The organism is Sporosarcina sp. HYO08, assembly GCF_001563475.1.
Taxonomy (GTDB): Bacteria; Bacillota; Bacilli; order Bacillales_A; family Planococcaceae; genus Sporosarcina.
In genome coordinates this window covers 1-3374 of sequence record NZ_LPUT01000013.1, presented here as the reverse complement: position 1 = coordinate 3374, position 3374 = coordinate 1, and the positions used below count along the sequence as shown (strand labels likewise).

The following is a 3374-nucleotide window of genomic DNA, read 5'->3' as shown; positions in this document are numbered from 1 at the left end:
CTTGGCCGATATAATTCGAACAAAGCTTTTCACAATCCGGATTAAAGTGAAAAAATGAGCACATTACTTCGGATTTCCCACTGGATTACTGTGAAAATGAGTAGCTGTAATAATGTGCTCGTTTACAACTTTACAATTAGAACCTGACGAAATTGAGGCTCCTGTTGCAAGGCGTATATTCATGGAAGTAATAGAAGGATATTCGACAACCGAAATTAGTTTGCGGTTGCATAGGGACGGAATCAAAACGCGCAAAGGAAAGAACTTTCACCCATCAACTATTAGTAGCTTATTGGAACGACGCACGTATATAGGAGAAACTAATTTTAAATCAAGTAAATTTGGCGAAGAAATCACATTGAAAGATACACATGAGGGGATCGTGACATTGGAAGAATATCTTCAAGTTAGGGAGATATTAGCCAATAAACAAAAATTTAATACACGCACACATGCCGTTACTAGCCCACTCGATAAATTGATCTATTGTAAAAAATGTAGACGTTTAATGCAAGTAAATCTTGCCAAAGGAAAGTATATCCATTTGCAAAAATGTAATGCCTATAAATACGGTGAACGGTGTGATAATAGTGGTTGTAGTTTAAATCATTTATTGCCTTTGGTTTATAGTGAAGTTAAAAAGCGAATAAATGTCATTAGGGAAAAGTTGGAAAAGGTGAAAGCTGGTAGCGGTAATGAACGTTTAGAACGTCTAGAGAAGGAATTAAAGGGTGTCACGAAGCAGTTGAAAAATAAGGAATCCGAGAAAGACGATTTGCTAAACTTTTTACTTAGAAAAGTCATTCCTGAAACAGTTTACGCTAAAAAGAACAAGGAAATAGAAGAAGAAATTAAACAGCTTCAACAAAGGGCAAATGATAAATTAGAAGCAATCGCCAATAGTAATGTTCAGAATGACGTTGAACACCTAAAGGGATTATTACAGCATATCGTAAATATAGAGCTAAAGCCTGTGGACGAACAAAACAGAATATTAAAGAAAATTATTGATAAGATTATTTATGAAAGGGAGGATGGCAATATAAGTCTGGATATACAATTCAAGGAATAATTTTTGTGAAAAGCTGTAAGGTTAATTCCAACAGCTTTTTTTATTTTGTTGTCCTAATTTCTTTCATACACGTAAGTTTCTTTGTGAGGTTCAAAAAATGAACCACCAAAACTTACAGAAAAGGAATGATTTAATATGTCAAGCACTAAAACAATTATCAAAGGAACAGGGAAGATCGGTAAAGGAAAGGGAGTATTGCAGGATAATTTTGTACAGATACCAATGGAACTATTTGATTATTTACAGTTAGAATTGATTACTCGTACTGATATAACCGTTTATATTAGGTTGTGTGACTTCTATAATGAAGAATATGGATACGCTTTTCCAACTATCCCACAGTTAATGCTTGCCACACGAATTGGAAGTAAAACAACTATTCACAAAAGTATTGAGAAATTGGAGGAAGTTGGACTTATACGGAAAAGTAAGACCAATAGGGGAAATAATACTTATGTGATTTATAAACCATTGAGCAAGTCGGAATTATATGATCAAGTTCCTGACAAAGTTGAACAGTTTAAAGAGTTTGTAGACAAAGTATTGAAAATGAGTGGGGATGATAAGCAACGCTTCCAGATTTATCAACAGAATAAACAGGCACAAGAACAAAAGGAACAAGCAATTCAGGCTAAGCAAATTGAGCCTACGGTGGAAACATTTAATAATGAAATCGATGAAGCTAATGACGATATGGAAAACCTTTCTTTTAAAGAATGGGCAAGGCTTGCCCGTGGGGTCAAATAAATTTATTGTGGTTAAGCAAAGCATAAAATGTTGATATTATGGCACCCCTTAGCTTTTAAAGTCACAAGTTTATTACTCCCCGAAATAGGTAGTTTTAAAACTGTACTTCTATAGTTCAAGAATTGTACTTGACATAGTTCAGATTATGTACGTTATACAGATTTACTGTAATCAGATTTAGTTATTCAGATTTAATATATTATATCTAAAAAGAATACTATCAAGGGAATAAAGAAGAAGATATTAAAGTAAGGAAAGTATTAACGTACATATTTTGAACTATGCCTTAAATCTTGATCGCTGTTGAATGGTTGCCTCTATCTATAAGGTGATAGTATTTTGATAAGACGGATAATAGTCCTTTTAAGTAGAATTAAGTGGGGAAAGGGTGGTGATCCTGATTGTTGCCAGATAATATGAATAAGACGGTTGATTCCTTAGCGCAGATTGTTGGAAACCTTGATGAATATTCAAAGAAATTGCTTGGAATTAAAGAAGATACGGTAGGTAGTGCTATCTTCGACTTCGTATATGAAGCTGGAGCAGGGGCTGCACCTGTTGTTAGTAATATTATACAAAGTATACAGATAAGAAATTTAAAAAATGGATTAAAAGAAGTAAATAATATAGTTCAAGATATGAGTGTTACTTTGAAGGAGCACGAAGAGAAATTCATCCAAGAAAAAGCATTACCTTTAATATTTAAAAATGTTGTTCAAGAAGAACAAGAGGAAAAAATTAAAATAATGATAAATGGTTTTGAATCCATTGTATATGATTCAATGTACGATGAAGATAATTTATATGAATATTATGATGTTTTAAAGAGTCTCAGGAAAAAAGAATTAGCAAGAATGTTGCAACTTTATAATAAGGAGATTCGTAATCAAGAGACATACAATATTGGGAATTTCAAATTTGATGGAACAAGCATAGAGTATATAGATAATAAATTAGTGCAATTAGGATTAAGGAGAACTTTTATTATTGATGAAGGGACATGGGGTGCATTGGCATCACCAGAAGAAGATACAGCTTTTACGGAATTTGGTAAAAGGTTTATAAAATTCTTTAGAAATAGGAAATTTAACGAGTAGTAATAGGCATCCTTTTAGGGTGCTTTTTTATTGTGAAATAACGCTTAGACGCTGTGCATACTTGTGTATGTCAGAAATACTTTTTTTGCAGAAAGCCCGTGGGAGCAACTCTGAATGGATGTTCATTTTTGATTATGCACAATTAGAGTGAAATCAGTCTATAAACCAAACGCCGCTAATAATCTCCCGTAGCAGCCACAAATTCGTTTCTAACCGCTCTTACTTAGTTTTGTTATTAATTTTATTTTGATAAACAAAAAGGAGGGCTACAGTGCCCCCCTAATCAATCCATAAAACCATCCAAAGCTGTATCCCGTGTTATGTATAACATTGCTGTATTTCGCAACTGAAAAGTGAGCCATTTCGCAATTTAATTTTGAGCCACTTCAGCCTGAAATGCTCTTCATCCATTCTTCCGTTTCCTTCATCCTAAAAGAAGGGCCATTCATGTTTAATAC

At 33.5% G+C, this 3374-nt stretch carries 3 protein-coding genes; all 3 read left to right on the top strand.

Annotation, left to right across the window (positions count from 1 at the left end):
* Nucleotides 1-112: 112 nt before the first annotated feature.
* The 3 genes from AU377_RS06735 to AU377_RS06725 all read left to right on the top strand — a co-directional run bounded on the left by AU377_RS06735 (nucleotide 113) and on the right by AU377_RS06725 (nucleotide 2916).
* Nucleotides 113-1072 carry a recombinase family protein gene (locus tag AU377_RS06735; RefSeq protein WP_067406153.1) on the top strand — a complete coding sequence of 320 codons (960 nt, stop codon included), beginning with the start codon at nucleotides 113-115 and terminating at the stop codon, nucleotides 1070-1072.
* A 135-nt stretch (nucleotides 1073-1207) separates the two neighbouring features.
* Complete coding sequence (locus AU377_RS06730; protein WP_067406149.1) at nucleotides 1208-1819, top strand: helix-turn-helix domain-containing protein; 612 nt, start codon at nucleotides 1208-1210, stop codon at nucleotides 1817-1819.
* Between the two features lie 401 nt (nucleotides 1820-2220).
* Nucleotides 2221-2916 (top strand): hypothetical protein, encoded by a 696-nt coding sequence (locus AU377_RS06725; RefSeq protein WP_067406145.1) that lies wholly within the window; start codon nucleotides 2221-2223, stop codon nucleotides 2914-2916.
* Nucleotides 2917-3374 lie beyond the last annotated feature (458 nt).

Excerpts from the sequence above, each read along its gene's own strand:
- AU377_RS06735 (WP_067406153.1), top strand. The coding sequence starts at position 113 with ATGTGCTCGTTTACAACTTTACAATTAGAACCTGACGAAATTGAGGCT.
- AU377_RS06730 (WP_067406149.1), top strand. The coding sequence starts at position 1,208 with ATGTCAAGCACTAAAACAATTATCAAAGGAACAGGGAAGATCGGTAAA.